General features: G+C 72.3%; 16 protein-coding genes and 1 tRNA gene. 11 read left to right on the forward strand and 6 right to left on the reverse strand.

All coding sequences use genetic code 11. The features are described 5' to 3' along the window. Positions 1–16: 16 nt before the first annotated feature. The 5 genes from HWD93_RS04475 (at position 17) to HWD93_RS04495 (ending at position 4,894) form a co-directional block, all read left to right on the forward strand. On the forward strand, positions 17–1,141 hold the full coding sequence (locus HWD93_RS04475) for a prephenate dehydrogenase (protein WP_261646142.1): 1,125 nt from the start codon (positions 17–19) through the stop codon (positions 1,139–1,141). 167 nt (positions 1,142–1,308) lie between these two features. Continuing rightward, entirely contained in the window at positions 1,309–1,992 is a 684-nt protein-coding gene (gene cmk, locus HWD93_RS04480; protein ID WP_267484435.1) for a (d)CMP kinase, read from the forward strand. A gap of 68 nt (positions 1,993–2,060) precedes the next feature. Beyond that, entirely contained in the window at positions 2,061–3,581 is a 1,521-nt protein-coding gene (gene der / locus HWD93_RS04485; RefSeq protein ID WP_071295441.1) for a ribosome biogenesis GTPase Der, read from the forward strand. A gap of 20 nt (positions 3,582–3,601) precedes the next feature. Then, positions 3,602–4,255: a hypothetical protein gene (locus HWD93_RS04490; RefSeq protein ID WP_261646143.1), complete on the forward strand. Its 654-nt coding sequence runs from the start codon at positions 3,602–3,604 to the stop codon at positions 4,253–4,255. 99 nt (positions 4,256–4,354) lie between these two features. Next, complete coding sequence (locus HWD93_RS04495; protein WP_229086680.1) at positions 4,355–4,894, forward strand: hypothetical protein; 540 nt, start codon at positions 4,355–4,357, stop codon at positions 4,892–4,894. A gap of 127 nt (positions 4,895–5,021) precedes the next feature. Here the strand turns inward: HWD93_RS04495 and HWD93_RS04500 are convergent, their stop codons facing one another. Further along, positions 5,022–5,930 (reverse strand): helix-turn-helix domain-containing protein, encoded by a 909-nt coding sequence (locus HWD93_RS04500; protein WP_261646144.1) that lies wholly within the window; start codon positions 5,928–5,930, stop codon positions 5,022–5,024. A 102-nt stretch (positions 5,931–6,032) separates the two neighbouring features. On the opposite strand from HWD93_RS04500, the gene HWD93_RS04505 reads away from it, so the two are divergent. Together HWD93_RS04505 and HWD93_RS04510 are read left to right on the forward strand one after the other, a co-directional pair. Beyond that, positions 6,033–6,902: an oxidoreductase gene (locus HWD93_RS04505; RefSeq protein WP_071303705.1), complete on the forward strand. Its 870-nt coding sequence runs from the start codon at positions 6,033–6,035 to the stop codon at positions 6,900–6,902. 108 nt (positions 6,903–7,010) lie between these two features. Further along, the gene (locus HWD93_RS04510; RefSeq protein ID WP_071303689.1) at positions 7,011–7,352 is read left to right on the forward strand and encodes a hypothetical protein; all 342 of its coding nucleotides are present in this window, start codon (positions 7,011–7,013) and stop codon (positions 7,350–7,352) included. A gap of 8 nt (positions 7,353–7,360) precedes the next feature. Here the strand turns inward: HWD93_RS04510 and HWD93_RS04515 are convergent, their stop codons facing one another. Together HWD93_RS04515 and HWD93_RS04520 are read right to left on the reverse strand one after the other, a co-directional pair. Continuing rightward, positions 7,361–9,499, reverse strand: coding sequence for an ATP-dependent DNA helicase RecQ (locus HWD93_RS04515; RefSeq protein ID WP_261646145.1), 2,139 nt, complete (start codon positions 9,497–9,499; stop codon positions 7,361–7,363). Between the two features lie 62 nt (positions 9,500–9,561). After that, the gene (locus tag HWD93_RS04520) at positions 9,562–11,070 is read right to left on the reverse strand and encodes a hypothetical protein (RefSeq protein WP_070416487.1); all 1,509 of its coding nucleotides are present in this window, start codon (positions 11,068–11,070) and stop codon (positions 9,562–9,564) included. Between the two features lie 188 nt (positions 11,071–11,258). On the opposite strand from HWD93_RS04520, the gene HWD93_RS04525 reads away from it, so the two are divergent. Continuing rightward, positions 11,259–11,332, forward strand: a tRNA-Pro gene (locus HWD93_RS04525). A gap of 139 nt (positions 11,333–11,471) precedes the next feature. On the opposite strand, the gene HWD93_RS04530 is transcribed toward HWD93_RS04525, so the two are convergent. Both HWD93_RS04530 and HWD93_RS04535 read right to left on the reverse strand, forming a co-directional pair. Further along, on the reverse strand, positions 11,472–11,891 hold the full coding sequence (locus tag HWD93_RS04530; protein WP_261646146.1) for a GNAT family N-acetyltransferase: 420 nt from the start codon (positions 11,889–11,891) through the stop codon (positions 11,472–11,474). Between the two features lie 53 nt (positions 11,892–11,944). Further along, a complete protein-coding gene (locus tag HWD93_RS04535; RefSeq protein ID WP_261646147.1) occupies positions 11,945–12,982 on the reverse strand; it encodes an LLM class flavin-dependent oxidoreductase in 1,038 nt (345 codons plus the stop codon). Positions 12,983–13,149: 167 nt separating this feature from the next. On the opposite strand from HWD93_RS04535, the gene HWD93_RS04540 reads away from it, so the two are divergent. Together HWD93_RS04540 and HWD93_RS04545 are read left to right on the forward strand one after the other, a co-directional pair. Then, positions 13,150–14,259, forward strand: a complete 1,110-nt coding sequence (locus tag HWD93_RS04540) for an acyl-CoA desaturase (protein WP_070416482.1) — start codon at positions 13,150–13,152, stop codon at positions 14,257–14,259. Between the two features lie 14 nt (positions 14,260–14,273). Beyond that, positions 14,274–14,486 carry a cold-shock protein gene (locus HWD93_RS04545; RefSeq protein WP_070419121.1) on the forward strand — a complete coding sequence of 71 codons (213 nt, stop codon included), beginning with the start codon at positions 14,274–14,276 and terminating at the stop codon, positions 14,484–14,486. Positions 14,487–14,556: 70 nt separating this feature from the next. Here the strand turns inward: HWD93_RS04545 and HWD93_RS04550 are convergent, their stop codons facing one another. After that, the gene (locus tag HWD93_RS04550) at positions 14,557–15,513 is read right to left on the reverse strand and encodes a zinc-binding dehydrogenase (RefSeq protein ID WP_261646148.1); all 957 of its coding nucleotides are present in this window, start codon (positions 15,511–15,513) and stop codon (positions 14,557–14,559) included. Between the two features lie 52 nt (positions 15,514–15,565). Between HWD93_RS04550 and HWD93_RS04555 the strand changes: the two genes are divergently transcribed. Further along, on the forward strand, positions 15,566–16,195 hold the full coding sequence (locus HWD93_RS04555) for a TetR/AcrR family transcriptional regulator (protein ID WP_261646149.1): 630 nt from the start codon (positions 15,566–15,568) through the stop codon (positions 16,193–16,195). The last annotated feature ends 5 nt before the right edge of the window (positions 16,196–16,200 follow it).

A 16,200-nucleotide genomic window follows, 5' to 3' on the forward strand; every position in this document is an offset into this window, starting at 1 on the left:
TCGGTAGGCTTGCGGGGTGACCGACGCCACCACCCCGCTCGCCGAACCGGCCATCGACCGGCGGCTCCGGGGACCCGTGCGGATCGTCGGTGCGGGCCTGCTCGGTGCGTCCATCGGCCTGGCGCTGCGTGAGAAGGGTGTCGAGGTCGTCCTCGACGACGTCTCGCCCGCAGCCCTGGCGCTCGCCGTCGACTACGGCGCCGGGCGTCGACCGGCTCCCGGTGACCGTCCGGAACTCGTGGTCGTGGCGGTTCCCCCGGACGTCGTGGCAGCGGTCGTCGAGCGTGAGCTCGCGGCGTTCCCCGATGCCGTGGTGACCGACGTGGCGAGCGTGAAGTCGGGGCCGCTCGCCGCGCTCCGGGCAGCCGGCGCCGACATCTCGCGCTACATCGGCTCGCACCCCATGGCGGGCCGCGAACGCAGCGGGCCGACCGCCGCGCGCGCCGATCTCTTCCTCGGGCAGCCGTGGGTGATCGCCGGGCACGATGACATCACGTACCAGCGTGCCGCCGTGGTGGAAGACCTGGCGCTCGACGTCGGCGCGACCGTGGTCCCGATGGAACCGGAGTCGCACGACCTCGCGGTGGCGTACGTCTCGCACGCACCGCAGCTGGTGTCCACGCTGATGGCCTCCCGGCTGCGGGACGCCCCCGACGGCTCGCTCGGCCTCGCGGGCGGCGGCGTCCGCGACGTGACCCGCATCGCCGCGAGCGACCCGGGGCTGTGGGTGCAGATCATCGGTGCGAACGCGTCGCGCATCCGGCCGGTGCTCGCGGACCTCCGCGACGACCTCGACCGGGTGCTCGCCGCACTCGACGACCCGACCGCCCCCGGTTCGCCCCGCGCCCTCGCCGAGACCATCGCCGCGGGCAACCGCGGCGTCGAACGGCTGCCGGGCAAGCACGGCACCACGAAGCGCTTCGCCCAGGTGGTCGTCCTCGTCGACGACACCCCGGGCCAGATCGCCGCGCTCCTCACGTTCATCGGGGAGATCGGCATCAACCTCGAGGACATGCGCCTCGAACACTCACCGGGCGCGCAGATCGGCATCGTCGAGGTGTCGGTCGTGCCCGAGCAGGAACAGCGACTCGTCGACGAACTCGAGGGTCGCGGATGGAGGATCGCAGCAGCATGGGCCTGAACAACGACGACTCCGGCGTGACCGGTGGACCCGACGGACCCGACACGGGGCTGCCCACGCCCGGCGACCAGCCCGGCCCGATCGGCGGCGCCGGCGGTGCGGGTGGCGGTCTCGACGGGCAGGGCGGCGGCGAGCCCGGTTCGACGCGCGACCCCCTGCCGGCCGGACTGCCGGACGGCGCCTTCGTCGCGAAGTTCGTGATCGCGGTCGACGGTCCCGCGGGCAGCGGCAAGTCGAGCGTGTCCCGTGCCGCGGCGCGCGCGCTCGGCTTCGGCTACCAGGACACCGGCGCCGCCTACCGTGCGCTCGCCTGGCACGCCCTGCAGCAGCAGGTCGACCTCGACGACGCTGCCGCGGTCCTGGCGAGCTGGGACACCTTCGACTACGAGATCGGCACCGACCCGGACGCCTACTTCGTCCAGGTGAACGGCACCGACGTCACCGACGCGATCCGCACGCCCGAGGTCACCGCCGCGGTCGCCCACATCGCGAAGCTGCCCGAGGTCCGGCAGCGGCTCGTGCAGCTCTTCCGGAACGTGATGCGCAAGGCCGAGGGCCGGGGCATCATCACCGAGGGGCGTGACATCACCACGGTCGTCGCGCCCGACGCCGAAGTCCGGATCCTCCTCACGGCCGACGAGTCCGTTAGAATGGCTCGGCGCTCGGCTGAGGTCACCACCCAGTCGGCCGCCGAGACCTCCGCCGCACTCGCTCGTCGCGACGCGGCGGACGCGAAGGTCGTCGACTTCATGAACGCCGCCGACGGCGTCACGACGCTCGACTCCACCGACCTCGACTTCGACCAGACCGTGCAAGCGGTCGTCGACCTGGCCCGCGCGACCGGGCACTGACCACCAGGGCCACGCGCGGCCACGCACTGACAACACGCGGCCGAAGGGTCGCCGGCAAGGACACCCACATGGCGCAGCTGGACAACCCAGAACACGACGACTTCCCCGAGTACGACGACGCCCTCGGCGAGCGGATCGCCGGGCTCGACGAAGCCGAGGCCGAGCAGCGGGCGAACGCGCTCCGCGCCGGGCTCGAAGACTACGAGCTCGACGAAGAGGACGTCGCCCTGCTCGAAGCCGGGCAGCTCGGCGAGGACGGCATCACGTACCTGCCGGCTTACCCGGTCCTCGCGATCGTCGGGCGACCGAACGTCGGCAAGTCGCAGCTGGTGAACCGCATCCTCGGTCGCCGCGAAGCCGTCGTGCAGGACACCCCGGGTGTCACGCGTGACCGCGTCGCCTACAAGGCGGAGTGGAACGACAAGCGCTTCACCCTCGTCGACACCGGCGGGTGGGAGCCCGACGCCAAGGGCATCAACGCCTCCGTCGCCGCCCAGGCCGAGGTCGCGATCGACCTCGCCGACGCGGTGCTCTTCGTCGTGGACGTCACGGTCGGCATCACCGCCACCGACGAGCACGTCGTGAAGATGCTCCGCGGCACCGACCGTCCGGTCATCGTCGTCGCGAACAAGTCGGACGACGACCGGCGCGACCTCGACGCCTACGAGCTCTGGAACCTCGGTCTGGGGCAGCCGTACCCGGTGTCGGCGCTGCACGGTCGTGGCGTCGCCGATCTCCTCGACCTCATCATCAAGACACTCCCCGACACCTCGGCCGTCGCCAAGCAGGAGGTCGGCGGACCCCGTCGCGTCGCGATCCTCGGCCGTCCGAACGTCGGCAAGAGCTCGCTCCTGAACAAGGCCGCCGGCGAAGAGCGCGTCGTCGTCAACGAGCTGTCGGGGACGACCCGCGACCCGGTGGACGAGCAGATCGAGCTCGGCGGCCGTGTCTGGCGCTTCGTCGACACCGCCGGCATCCGCAAGCGCGTGCACCTCCAGCAGGGGGCCGACTTCTACGCCTCGCTCCGCACGACGGCAGCGCTCGAGAAGGCCGAGGTCGCCGTGGTCGTCCTCGACGTCACCGAGCCGATCTCCGTGCAGGACCTCCGCATCATCGACCTCGTCCTCGAGTCCGGTCGTGCGCTGGTGCTGGCCTACAACAAGTGGGACCTGCTCGACGACGACCGCCGTCGCTACCTCGAGCGCGAGATCGAGCAGGACCTCGCGCACGTGGCGTGGGCCCCGCGCGTCAACATCTCCGCACGCACCGGTCGCCACCTCGAGAAGCTCGTGCCGGCCCTCGAGACCGCGCTCGACTCGTGGGACACCCGCATCCCGACGGGCAAGGTCAACGCCTTCATCGCCGAGCTCGTGCAGGAGCACCCGCACCCGGTGCGTGGTGGCAAGCAGCCCCGCATCCTGTTCGGGACCCAGGCGTCGAGCCAGCCGCCGACGTTCGTGCTCTTCACGACGGGCTTCCTCGACCCGCAGTACCGACGCTTCATCACGCGTCGACTGCGCGAGGTCTGGGGCTTCTCGGGCACGCCGATCAACGTCAACATGCGGGTGCGCGAGCGCCGCAAGCGCTGAGGTCGATCAGGGGATCCGACATGACGAGGGCGAGTCGACGATGGCTGTTCGCAGCGGTCGCTCTGCTCGCCCTCGTCGCGGTCCTGGTCGCTTGGCGCGCCATCCAGACCGAGCGTGGCATCGACGCTGCGGAGCCGGTCGCGACGACGACCCCGCTCGCCGAACAGGGTCTGCAGGGCGGCGCGCTCGTGTCCCCGTCGAACACGCTCGGCGCCCCGGTCCCCGAGCCCGCCACGGATGACCATGCCGACGGGTCGCCCATCGACCCGTGGTGGCGGCGCGTCCCGCCGGTGGCCGGCGACCTCGTCCCGATCGCTCCGATCGACGGGATCGCCTCGGGACACGACCGGTCCGCCTCGGGACACGTCCGGATCGCCCGCGCCGGGGAGCACCTGCTCGTCAGGATCACGGACCTCCGAGTGGCGTCCTCCGACACGGAGCTGCCGGGGGTCCGGGTGGTGCTCTCCGAGGGCACGGTCGTCGGCGCGCGGCCCGGGCTCTGGACGGGGCACGAGGACGATGACGACCTCGGCACGATCCCGTCCGACGTGGGGACGATCACCTTCGACCTCGAGGCACCCCGCGGCATCCCGGACCCGGTCCGCTCGCTCGTCCTGCTGGACCCCGACTCCGGTGCGGTCCTCGGGGGAGCTGCGCTCCTGCCGACCGACTGAGGCGTCGTCGGTCTGGAGGCACGGTGCCGGTTCACGCCGGGGGACACGGCAGGGTGGTGCGGTGCCGGATCGCGCCGCCGGATACGGCACCATGGGAGGGTGACGCAGCAGAACGCCGGGCTCGGTGCCCTCGCCGACCGCCTGTGGTGCCGTCTGCACCTCGACCGACTGGCCGGCGGACGGCAGGCGGACTACGTCATCCGCGAGGACATGCTCGACCACCCCGAGACCGTCCGCTCCTTCCGGTGGATCCGGTGGCTGCTCGTCGCCGAGACCGTCGTCGGCCTGACGGCGATCGTCGTGGCGATCCTCCTGACGCACGCCGGGCAGACGGTTCCGTGGGCGGTGTGGTTCCGTGCGACCGTCGTCCTGCTCATCACGCTGACGCTCTACGTGTTCGCGTGGCGAGCGCAGCTCGGGTACTACTGGGCGTACCAGCGGCTGCGGTTGTTCAGCCGGATCTTCCCGGTCGTGACGCTCGTGGTCGCGGCGATCCCAGGGCTCTACCCGTTCTGGATGGTCATCGAGCAGATCGTGTTCTCGCTGCTGATGATCGGTATCGGGGACGTGCTGACGACCGACCACATGCGGGCCGCGTTCCCGAAGCCGGCGCGACGCTCGGGGCCTGCGGCGGGCTGAGGGGGCGGTGGCGGCACGCGGTGAGAGCGCTGGGTAGTGCCGAGCCGATGCGACATCGTCGACGTCGTTCGACACCGGTGATGTCGCTCGTTGCAGGCGCACACCGTTGCACGCGCGGGGCAACGACTCAGTCGAGGTCGTACGACGTCGACGATGTCGTTCCGAGTCGGCCCGCCGCGCCGCCCGCGCCGCCCGCAGCCCCCGCGGCCAGGCTCGCGAGCAGCGCCAACGCCCCCGCCGAGGGCGACCCCGGTTCGGCGTGGTGCAGCACGAGCAGCTGCCCGTCCGTCCCGCCGATGCCGAGCTTCTCCCGCCGGAGCTCGAGCTCGCCCACCTCCGGGTGCCACATCCGCACGGTGCCCCCGGCGAGCGGCCGGACGTCGTGCCGCGCCCACAGCCGACGGAAGTCCTCGCTGCCGAGGGACAGTTCGCCGACGAGCGAGGTGATCGCCGGATCGTCCACACGGGTCCCGATGGAGGACCGGAACGCGGCCACCATGCCGCCCATCTGCTGCTCCCAGTCCGGGTAGCGCCCCTGCTCGGTGTGGCCGAGGAACATCGTGCGCAGCCGGTTCTCGCCGGCACGCATCCCGGGCGCCAACGCGGACGCGAGCCGGTTGGCGGCGAGCACGTCGAACGCACGGTTCTCGACGAAGGCGGGCAACCCGACGACGTCGAGCAACTGCAGCGTCCCGGTCGGGACCCGGTCACTCCGGCCTCCGCGGGATCCCCTGGCCCGATCGGGCGCAGCGGCACCCGACCCGGATGCGCTGGCCAGACCCCGCAGGTACGCGTTCGCCGTGGCGTCGAGGCCGAACACCCGTGCGATCGCGTCGAGCACCTGCCCCGACGGGTTCCGGTCACGCCCTTGTTCGAGACGGAGGTAGTAGTCCGCGCTGATCCCGGCGAGCGTCGCCACCTCCTCGCGGCGCAGCCCCGGCGTGCGTCGGACGCCGGTGACGCGCAGCCCGGCGTCCTCCGGGCGCACGAGCGCACGCCTCGCCCGGAGGTACTCGCCGAGGGTGTTGTCGCTCACCCCTCGATGCTACGGACCCGGCGCGGTCCGTTCCTGGTCCCCGTGGTCCCAGGGTCGACGGGGACCTGTCCGTCCCGGCGGACCGGGAGCATCGTGGTGGACATGACCGACACCACACTCCCCGGCGGTTCCTTCCGCCTCGCCGACGACCTCGACCTCACCCGCGTCGGGTACGGCGCCATGCAGCTCGCGGGCCCCGGCGTCTTCGGGCCGCCCACCGACCGCGACGAGGCGATCCGCGTCCTCCGCACCGTCGTCGAGCTCGGGATCACCCACATCGACACGGCCGACTTCTACGGCCCGCACGTCACGAACGAGGTCATCCGCGAGGCCCTCCACCCGTACGCCGACGGCCTGCACATCGTGACGAAGGTCGGTGCCCGGCGTGACGCGGAGGGCGGTTGGCCGCACGCCCGCGAGCCGCACGAGCTCGTCGAACAGGTGCACGACAACCTGCGCAACCTCGGGCTCGAGCAGCTCGACGTGGTGAACCTCCGCGTCGGCGGGTTCGACGCCCCGGAGCCGGGCAGCCTCGCGCCGCAGTTCGAAGCCCTCGCCGAACTCCGGCAGCAGGGCCTCATCAAGCACCTCGGGCTGTCGACCGTGAACGCCGAGCAACTCGCCGAGGCGCAGTCGATCGCCCCCGTCGTCTGCGTGCAGAACTTCTACAACGTCGCCCGCCGCGAGGACGACGCGATGGTCGACAGCACGGCCGCGCAGGGCATCGCCTACGTGCCGTACTTCCCGCTCGGCGGCTTCTCGCCGCTGCAGTCCGGTGCGCTCGACGCCGTCGCGGAGCGGCTCGGAGTGTCGCGGCTGACCGTGGCGCTGTCGTGGCTGCTCCAGCGCTCGCCGAACATGCTCCTCATCCCGGGGACCTCGTCCGTCGCGCACCTGCGCGACAACGTCGCGTCGGCGGGCTTCGCCCTGCCGTCCGACGCGCTCGCCGAGCTGGACGCGATCGGCGCCTGAACCGCACCCCGGCGGACTGGAGGCGCGGTGCCGGCCCGCACCGTGCCTCCGGTGTGCGACGATGACCGCCGGGGCGGCGCCCATCGGGGCGTCCGGGGGAGGTCCGACATGACAGCACGTTCGTCCGGCGACCGCACGATCGGCGCGAGCAGCTGGTGGCTGGCTGCGCCCGGGGCCGTCGCACTGATCGCCGGCGTCGCACACGCGGTCGGCCTAGCGCGCGTGTTCACCGAGGGGTTCCCACCGTGGTGGGTGGTGACGGGGATCGTCTCGCTCGCCGCGCTCCTCGCCACGGTGGTGGCCCTGTTCCGGGTGCCCGGGCCGCGTCCGGCAGCGGTCGTCGTCGCAGCGGCCGGGTTGTTCGTGGCCGGCGGGACGCTCCTGGTCGACGTGGCCGTCGTCGTCTTCCTGCAGTGGGTTGCCGACGGCCTGAGCAACCCGAGCGGCTGACGCCGGAGTCAGGCGACCGTGGCCAACGCGAACGGGAGCACGGCCGACGCTCCGGCCCGCCGCAGTTCGCGCCCCGCCACGGTCATCGTCCACCGGCTGTCGACGAGGTCGTCCACGAGCAGCACCGGCCCCTCGTGCGACTGCAGCGCGGCCCCAAGCGCGGGATCGACCACGAACGTGTCCCACACCCCCGACAACCGGTAGGCGCTGTTCGTCGCACCGTCGCCGCGCGGCGTCCCACCGTTCCGACCGAGGGTGCCCAGGAACTGCAACCGCCCGATCGAGGACAGTGCCTGCGCGAGCGACCCGACGAGTTCGGGCCGTGACCGCGACGACATCGCGACGACCCCGGTCGGACGTGTCTCCCACGGCCAGTCCTTGAGCGCACGGACGCACCCGTCGACGAGCTCCCGCGAGATCGGGGCATCGGGAACCCCCGGTGCGAAGAGGGCACGGAGCGGCCCACCCCACCCGAGGTCGGTGAGTCGGGCGACGGCGCGTCCGGGCTGGACGAGCTCGTCAGCGCTGATCTTGCCGCGCACGGGGACGCCGAGCGACGACATCCCCGACGGCCACTGGGCGCGCGGGGCGATCTCGACCCCGACCTTGTCGAGCGCCGCGGCGGCACCCGAGGCGTCCGACGACGACACCGACGTCGGGTACCAGGCGTCGGTGCAGTTGTCGCAGCGACCGCACGGTTCGGCGGACGGGTCGTCGAGGTCCTGCTGCAGGAGCTGCATGCGGCACTGCGACGTGGACTCGTAGTCGAGCATCGAGGCGGCCTCGGCAGCGCGGGCTGCGGCGACCCGCTCGTAGCGGGGTGCGTCGTACTCCCACGGCTGCCCGGTGGCGACCCACCCGCCGGCGACGCGCTGGACCGCGCCGTCGACGTCGAGCACCTTGAGCAGGAGTTCGAGGGTGGAGCGCTTGATGTCGACCAGTCCCTCGAGGGCGACGGTCGACATCGCGGAGCCACGGGACAGCGCGTGCAGCACCGCGGACGCCCGGGACTCGGTCGGCATCGAGGCGCTCGCGAAGTACTGCCAGATCTCCTGGTCTTCACGCCCGGGCAGCAGGAGCACGTCGGCGTTGTCGGTGGCGCGACCGGCGCGACCGATCTGCTGGTAGTACGCCACGGGGGAGGACGGCGCCCCGACGTGGACGACGAAGCCCAGGTCCGGCTTGTCGAACCCCATGCCGAGCGCACTCGTCGCGACGAGTGCCTTCAGCTCGTTGCCCTTGAGCTGCTGCTCGAGCTGCTCGCGCTCGTCGGTGTCGGTGCGCCCGGTGTATGCGCGGACCCCGTACCCGTTGTCGCGCAGGAGCCGGGCGATGTCCTCGGCCGCCGAGACGGTGAGCGTGTAGATGATGCCGCTGCCCGGCAGGTCGCCGAGGTGCGAGAGCAACCAGCCGAGCCGCTGTCGGGCGTCGGGGAGCGACAGCACGCCGAGCCGCAGCGAGGCCCGCGCGAGGGACCCGCGGATGGTGAACACGGGTTCGTCGGGGCCGGCGGTCAGCTGCTCGGCGACGTCCTCGACCACGCGCTCGTTCGCCGTCGCGGTGGTGGCGAGCACGGGCACGCCGTGGGGGAGCGACCGGATGAGCTCGGCCAGCCGGCGGTAGTCCGGCCGGAAGTCGTGCCCCCAGTCGGAGATGCAGTGCGCCTCGTCGACGACGAGCATGCCCATGCGGGCGATGAGCGTCGGCAGCTGTTCGTCGCGGAACCTCGGGTTGTTGAGCCGCTCGGGGGAGACGAGCAGGACGTCCACCTCGTCGCGGGCGAGCGCCGCCTGCGTCTCACCCCACTCGTGCGCGTTCGCCGAGTTGATCGACACCGCACGCACCCCGGCCCGGGCAGCCGCGGCGACCTGGTCGCGCATGAGTGCGAGCAGCGGCGACACGAGCACGGTCGGGCCGCCCCCGCGTCGCCGGAGCAGCAGGGTCGCGAGGAAGTACACGGCGGACTTCCCCCACCCGGTGCGCTGCACCACGAGGGCGCGCTGCCGATGCTCGACCAGCGCCGAGATCGCCTCGAGCTGCCCGGGGTGGAACACCGCGTCGGGCCGCCCGGTCAGGGCGTGCAGCGCCTCCTGCGCCTCCGCAGCGATCGCGGGGGACGGCGGAGCAGGTGACGGGGCTACAGACATGACCCCATGCTGTCAGCACCGACCGACGAAACGTGGGTCGCGCCTCCAGTCTGTGGAAAACGCTACTGGTACGTGATCAGCGACGGTGTCGGCGCCACGTCCGCCATGGTCTGCTGCGGCGTCAGCATCGGCTGGTCCTCGTCGTAGAAGTTCTTCCATCCCCAGTGGATGCCCTCGGGCGCCCCGACGTGCAGCGCCTTCCACGTCGCCTGCTTGTCCGGCTGCGACCCCTGTCCGTCGACGTGTACGAGCATGTCGAGCTCGGGGTGCTGCTCGAGCGACGCGCGGTCCTGGATCATCGACAGCCGGAACTGGTGGAGCACGAACGCCTTCGGGGGGAGCCCCTTCGAGCGGACCAGGTCCGCGAGCCACGAGGACACCTCGTTCACCTCGGAGGCCTTCACACTCCCGATCTGCTCGAGCGGGACCTGGTCGTGCCCGAGCCGCCACTCGGGGTCGAGCGCCAGCCACACGCCCGGCTTCGACAGGAGCGACTCGTACCGCTTCGCCTGCGACAGGAAGTCCGCGCGCCCCGGCTGGAGATCGAGGATCACGGGCATGCCGGCGTCGTGCGCGGCGTCGACGTAGGGCTCGAGCGTCGACACGGGCAGCTCGGTCGAGTAGTCCCCGTCCGCGCCGGCGTCCCCGGCGGCGACGGTCGCGATGACCTCCATCGCGGGCGTGATCGGCACGTCGCCGAGCCCCTTGTAGGACGCCGCGACGGACTTCGCGCGCTGCACCGTCGCCGTCGGGTCCTGTTCGCCGAGGACGCCGAGCGCCGGCGCTCCCGGCGCACCGTAGAGCGCCACGTACCGGTGGCCGTCGAACGGCCGCTGACCGCCGTCGGGCAGCTGCCACCCGTTCTCGGCGGCGCGGACGGTCCACTCCGGGTCCGGCAGGTCGGCGAACGCCGCCCCCACCAGCACCGTCGGGTGGTCGCTCCGCTCGTGCAGTGCGGTCACGACGTCCGGCGCGGCCGCGGGGTCCGTCACACCGTCCGGCATCGTCACGACGCGGGCACCCGCCGCCTTCGCGGTCGCCACGGATGCGGCGTCGGCGGTCGCGTCCGCCACGACGACGGTGGCCTGCCTGGAGGCGCGGCTCGGCTCCGGCGCGTCCCCGCCGTCCGGCGCGTCCTGCTCGGGGACGTCGGTGTCGATCGCGACGTCGCCCTCGGCCTGGTACCAGCGGGCGCCGAGGCGCTCGAGTTCGTGCGCCGCCGGCGACCCGTCCTTCGCCGTCGACTCGCCCTTCCCCGTCGACTCGTCCTTCCCGGTGAGGAGGACCGGGACGTGGGCCGCCTCGGCGGCGCTCGCCGCGGACCGCACGGCGTCGGCGTCGTCGGCGGGCGCGACGACGGCTCCGGGAGCGGACGCGAACAGCGCGCGGCTCGTCCGGACGGACCGTTCGGCGGCGTCGGACTGGGCCGCGACCGACACGGACTCCGCCGTCGCCTTCGCGAGGGTCGGCCGGGGTGTCTCGGTCTGTGACCCGGTGCACCCGGCGGCTCCGAGCAGCAGGCCGGCTGCTGCGAGTGCGAGGAGGACACGGGAGGTGGGACCGGAACGCATCCGGCCACCCTACGAGCCGGCCGGCGGGGACCCTGGGAATCCGACGGGTGTCGTGTGGAGCCGCGACGCACTGGACGACTCGCGCGGGACGACACCGCGTGGCGCGGGAGGGGGCCGGCGTCCGCTATGCTGGTCGGGTTGCTCCGCGCTCCGGTCGGACGCGGGCGACGTGGGTCCCTCGGGGCTCGCGGGCTGTGGCGCAGCTTGGTAGCGCACTTGACTGGGGGTCAAGGGGTCGCAGGTTCAAATCCTGTCAGCCCGACCGGAAAGCCCCGACGGAACGCTGGTTCCGTCGGGGCTTCAGTCGTTCGCGGCAGCCACCAGGTCGGACGTCCACGTCATCGGACCGGAGGCGCGTGGCGGGCCCGCACCGTGCCTCCTGGAAGGCGGTGGAGCTGCCGTCAGCCGACCACCGGAGCCGGGGGGACGGTCAACCGCATGACGGTCTTGCTCGTGCCGATGTGGCGCTCGAACGTGAAGCCCGCCTGCTCGAACATCGCCCTCGTGCCGTTGTGCAGGAAGGACGATGAGGTCCGCGTGCCCGGAGTGAGCTCGTTCGGGAACGAGACGACCTCGCCGCCGCCAGCCTCCGCGATCAACCCCAGCGCACCGTCGAGCGCTTCGCGAGCGACCCCGGACCGCCGGTGGTCCCGGTCGACGAAGAAGCACGTGATGCGCCACGGAGGCGGCGCGGGTTCGCCGGCGTCGTACTGCTTGCGGTGGTAGATGTTCGGCAGCTCCACCGGGCTGCCGAACTGGCACCAGGCGATCGCGTCCTCGCCCTCGAACACCAGGGCCGCGTGTGCGACCCCTTCGTCCACGAGGCGCGCGGTGGCGCGGTGGCGGTGATGAAACGCACGATCGCCCGGCGGTCTCAGCGCCCGATGGTCGCCACGGCCCCCGGCGCCCACCCGAGCGCCGGCCCGAGCCGCTCCGCCATGTCCGTGACGATCTGCGCGTAGTCCTCCGCCTCGAACGAGAACGGCAGCGCGAAGGCGACCTCCGTGGCCACCTGGTACCCGGCGTCCGCGCGCAGCCGATCAGCGATCTCGGCCGACGTCCCGACCAGGTCGGCGGCGAAGAGCAGCTTCCCCGGCCCCATCGGCACCCCGCCGCGACCCGCCCGACCCTCGGCGTAGGCGCGGTACCGGGCCTCCTGTTCCGGTGTCGCGGTGTCGGTGGGGATCACGACGAGACCCTGCGAGACACGGGCGGTCGCCGGCGACGGGTGCGCCTCCAGGTACGCCTCGATCTGCGCGCGCTGGTTCGTCGCGAAGTCCGTGCCGATCTCGCTCCGCGTCACGCTCGAGGTGAGCAGGTGGAAACCGTTCCGCGCCGCCCACACCGCTGACCGCGTGCTGCCCGTGCCGTACCAGAGCCGGTCGGCGAGGCCCGGGCTCTGCGGCTGCACGGTCGTGGCGAACTCCTCGATGCCGCGCTGCTCGGCGACCTCGACGACCGGGTCGCCCCGGACGAGGTCACGGAAGCGCAGGAGTCGGGCGTCGCCGAAGTCCTCCTGCTCGGCGGTGTCCGGGTACAGCGCGTCCCGGTAGAGGTCGTAGTGCATCGGGGTGCCGGAGGAGAAACCGGGGTTGAGACGGCCACCGAGGAGCACGTCGACCGTCGCCAGGTCCTCGGCGAGCCGGAACGGGTTCTCGGCGCCGATCGGTGTGACGGCGGTCCCGAGCGCGATCCGGGAGGTCCGCTGTGAGGCGGCGGCCATCAGTGCGACGGGGGAGGAGATGCCGTGCTGCACGTGCCGGTGCCGCAACCACGCGCTGTCGAAGCCCAGGGCCTCGGCGCGCTCGATGACCCGGAGGGTCTCCTCGTGACCGAGTCGGGGCCGTGCCGGGTCGAACGACCCGATAGTGAGGAAGCCGAGGCGTTCGAGGGGGCGTCCGTCGAGAGGCATGCGTCGATCGTGGCAGACGGACCGACGGAAGATCGTGCCAGACGGACCGACGCAAACCGGACTCCCAGGCGAACACGCATGTTCCGCCCCTAGTGTCGCGCCAAGCGCAAACGCGTGAACTCACTCGCATTGGTTGAAGGACCGATCCGTACCGGAAGGCGGTCCTCATGACCACCACTCCGCTCGCACCGGGTTACACCCGCACCCGTCCCGCAACAGGTCCCCGCAAGGGCACCTCGACCTACTCCGCGCTGCTGGCGCAGGTGAAGGACAACGGCCTCCTGCGCCGCCGCACCGGTTTCTACTGGTCCCTGTTCGGAACCCTCATCGGCACCCTCGCCCTCGCCTGGGTCGCGTTCGCGTTCCTCGGCGATTCGTGGTTCCAGCTCATCGTCGCCGGAGCCCTCGGCGTCCTCTTCACGCAGTTCGCGTTCCTCTCGCACGAGGCCGCGCACCGCCAGGTCTTCGCCTCGCAGAAGTGGAACGACCACGCCGGCCGCTGGCTCGGCACGTTCATGGTCGGCCTCAGCTACTCGTGGTGGATGAACAAGCACACCCGCCACCACGGCAACCCGAACACCGTCGGCAAGGACCCGGACATCGCGCCGGACGGCATCCGCTTCCTGCCGGAGGACGCCGCGTCGGTGAAGGGCCCGCTCATGACGACGTTCATGCGCTTCCAGGGCTGGCTGTTCTTCCCCCTCCTCACGCTCGAGGGCCTGAACCTGCACCGCTACGCCGTGATGAGCATCGTCACGGGCAACGGCACGAAGGCCGACGTGAAGCACCGCTGGCTCGAGGCCGGCCTGCTCGTCGCCCGCTTCGGCATCTACCTGACGATCGTGTTCTGGTTCCTGCCCTTCGGCATGGCGTGCGCGTTCCTCGGGGTCCAGCTCGCCGTCTTCGGTGTGATGATGGGCGCCTCGTTCGCCCCGAACCACAAGGGCATGCCGACCATCGCGCATGACGCCAAGGTCGACTTCTTCTCGCGCCAGGTCCGCACCTCCCGCAACATCCGCGGTGGCTGGTGGGTCTCGTTCCTCATGGGCGGCCTGAACTACCAGGTGGAGCACCACCTGTTCCCGTCGATGCCGCGTCCGGCGCTGAAGCAGGCCCGCCTGCTCGTCCGTGACCACTGCGACACGCTCGACGTGCCCTACACCGAGACCACCCTGCTGCGCTCGTACGGCATCGTCGTCCGGTACCTCAACCGGGTCGGGCTCGCTGCTCGTGACCCGTTCGCCTGCCCGATGGTCGCGCAACTGCGCATCCACTGAGAGGGGTGGCTCTGATGCCCACCGGAACCGTCAAGTGGTTCGACAACAACAAGGGGTTCGGCTTCATCACCCCGGACGACGGGTCCGACGACCTGTTCGCCCACTTCTCCAGCATCGTCGCGTCGACGGGCCTGCGCTCGCTCGAGGACACCGACCACGTCCGCTACGTGGTCGGCCCCGGCAAGAAGGGTCCGCAGGCCGACGAGATCTCCGTGATCCGCGGCTGACGTCACCAGGTGACGGACGGGAGGCGCGGTGCCAGCTGGCACCGCGCCTCCCGTCTGTCCATGGCCGGGATCAGGGCGTCAGGACGATCCGTCCGAAGACCTCGCCGTCGTCCATGCGGCGGTGCGCTTCCGCAGCGTCTGCGAGCGGCAGCACCGCGTCGACGACCGGGGACAGGGTCCCCGCGGCGGCCGCGCGGAAGAGCTCCGTCCGCGTCGACGCCAGGGCGTCGCGCGGCACGGAGTCGAGACTGAAGGTCGCGACCGACCGCGACTGCTGGAAGCCGCGGAGCAGGTGCGCACCGAAGTCCGCCGGGGGCATGCCGGCCACGGCGCCGACGAGGACCAGCCGACCGTTCGGTGCCAGACGGTCGATGAACGCGGGCATCGCGGGGCCGCCGACGACGTCGATGACCACGTCGTACGACTCCGGCCCGTCGCCCGCGCCCTGTCGGTCGAGCACGTGGGTGGCGCCGAACCCGCGCAGACGGTCGCCTCGCTCGGCCGAACCCGTCGTCACCGCGACCGCCGCGGCACCGGCCTGTGCGGCGAGCTCGACCGCGGCGATCCCGATGCTGCCGGCGGCTCCGCGTACCAGCACCCGTTCGCCCGGGGCGAGGTGCGCGTGCGCCAGCGCGAACCGGGCGACCGGGGCGGCCGACCCCAGGGCGACGGCGTCCACGGCGTCGAACCCGTCCTCGAGCGGTGTGAGGTCCCCGGTCCCGGCGACGACACGCTCGGCGTACGCGCCACCGACGCCCGTGAACGCCCAGACCCGGCGGCCGAGCCAGTCGACGTCCCGCTGGTCCCCGACGGCGACGACGCGCCCGGCGACCTCGCTGCCCGGGACGTACCCGGGCTCGAGTCCGGGGCGCGCGATCGTCCCGCGCCGGATGACGGCGTCCACGCCGCCGACGCCGATCGCCTCGACGTCGACGAGGACCTGGCCGGGTGCGGCGACGGGTTCGGGGAGCTCGGTGGGGACGAGGCCGTCCGGCGGACCGAAGGACTGGATGGTGACTGCGTGCATGCTCGCGACGCTAACGGACGCCCACGTCCACTTGACTAAAGTGGGAGCGATGATGGACGAGACGTCTCACCTCCGATCCGACGCACGCGAGAACCGCGACCGCGTGCTGCAGGCCGCGCGCGAGCTGTTCGGCGCGCGCGGCCTCGACGTGACGATGCGGGACATCGCCCGGCACGCGGGGGTCGGGCCGGCGACGCTCTACCGGCGGTTCCCGACCAGGCAGGACCTCGTCGACGCCGCGTTCGAGGACGAGCTCGAGCTCTGCCGGAGCATCGTCCTCGAGGGTGCCGCGCTCCCGGACCCCTGGCTGGGCCTGCGTTCCGTCGTCGAGCGGACCGTCGAGTTGAACGCCCGCAACCAGGGCTTCGTCGATGCGCTCGTCGCCGCGGGCCAGGTGTCCGACCGGCTCGCACGGCACCGCGCCGAGCTCCTGCACGCGATGGCGGGCCTGGCGTTGCGAGCCAAGGCCGAGGGACGGTTGCGGCCCGACTTCGTCGTCGACGACCTGCTCCTCGTGCTGCTCGCGGCGCGGGGGCTGGGCGGGGACGGCCCGGCCGAGCGACTCGATGCCGCGCGGCGGTTCGCCGCGCTCGCACTCGACTCCTTCCGGGCGTCGGCCACGAACGAGCCGCTGCCCGAGCCCGCGCGCGTCGTGGGGGCCGTGCTCCGCGCCGCGGTCTGACCGTG

This window comes from Curtobacterium sp. C2H10, from assembly GCF_025407985.1.
In the GTDB taxonomy this organism is placed as follows: domain Bacteria; phylum Actinomycetota; class Actinomycetes; order Actinomycetales; family Microbacteriaceae; genus Curtobacterium.